This is a genomic window from Pseudomonas sp. HMSC066A08 (assembly GCF_001813025.1).
GTDB lineage: Bacteria > Pseudomonadota > Gammaproteobacteria > Pseudomonadales > Pseudomonadaceae > Pseudomonas > Pseudomonas aeruginosa.
In genome coordinates, this window is record NZ_KV811315.1 from 1 (window position 1) to 1,149 (window position 1,149).

Sequence of the window (1,149 nt, forward strand, 5' to 3'; positions counted from 1 at the left end):
TACGAGCAGAAGGTCACCCACCCCCACGCCCCGCGCGAATACTGCGTGCAGGCCGGCGACACCGACTACCACTTCGTCGAGCGCATCATGCGCGAGGAAGGCTTCTTCTACGGCTTCCTGCACAACGCCGAAGGCCATCGCCTCATCCACTGCGACCGCCTGTGGATTTTCGGCAAGCTGCCCGGCCTGCCGGTGGAGTACAACCCCATCGCCGGCGGCGACCGCCCCGGCCCGGCGCTGCGCGGCTTCACCTACAGCGAGAACGTGCGCACCGCGCGCCAGACCCAGCGCGACTACAACTTCAAGAACCCGCTGTACAACCAGCAGACCCGGCGCGAAGGGGACTACCTGGACCACCAGGCCAGCAGCTACGAGCGCTACGACTACCCCGGCCGCTACAAGAGCGAGGTGGGCGAGGGCTTCACCCGCGACCGCCTGCGCGGCCACCGCGGCGACGCCCGCCTGGCCATCGCCGAGGGCGACGACGCGCGCCTGGTGCCGGGCCTGTCCTTCGACCTCACCGGCCACCCGCGTCCGGACATGAACCGCGGCTGGCGCCCGGTGCGCATCGAGCACCACGGCACCCAGTACACCAGCCAGGCCGAGGACAGCGCCGACGCCGAGCGCGGCACGCACTACAGCAGCACCGCCATGCTGGTGCCGGACGATGCCGAGTGGCGCCCCGCGCCGCTGCCCAAACCGCGTATCGACGGCCCCCAGCAAGCCACCGTGGTCGGCCCGCCGGGCGAGGAAATCTACTGCGACGAATTCGGCCGGGTGAAGGTGCAATTCCCCTGGGACCGGGAAGGCCGCCACGACGAACACAGCTCCTGCTGGATACGGGTGTCGCAGAACATCGCCGGCGCGCTCTGGGGCCACATGGCCATCCCGCGCATCGGCCAGGAGGTCATCATCTCCAACTTCGATGGCGACCCGGACCAGCCCATCATCACCGGCCGGAGCTTCAATGCCAACCAGCGCCCGCCCTACGAGCTGCCGGCGCACAAGACCCGCATGACCCTCAAGAGCCAGACCCACAAGGGCGAGGGCTTCAACGAAGTGCGCTTCGAGGACGAGGCCGGGCAGGAAGAGGTCTTCATCCACGCCCAGAAGGACCAGAACAACGTCGTCAACCACGACGAGACCACC

Annotated in this window: 1 protein-coding gene; it reads left to right on the forward strand. The window is 68.7% G+C overall.

What is annotated here, in order from left to right; translation table 11 throughout:
- On the forward strand, positions 1–1,149 hold a 1,149-nt coding region (tssI, locus tag HMPREF2886_RS19495), incomplete at both ends, for a type VI secretion system tip protein TssI/VgrG (protein WP_139148412.1).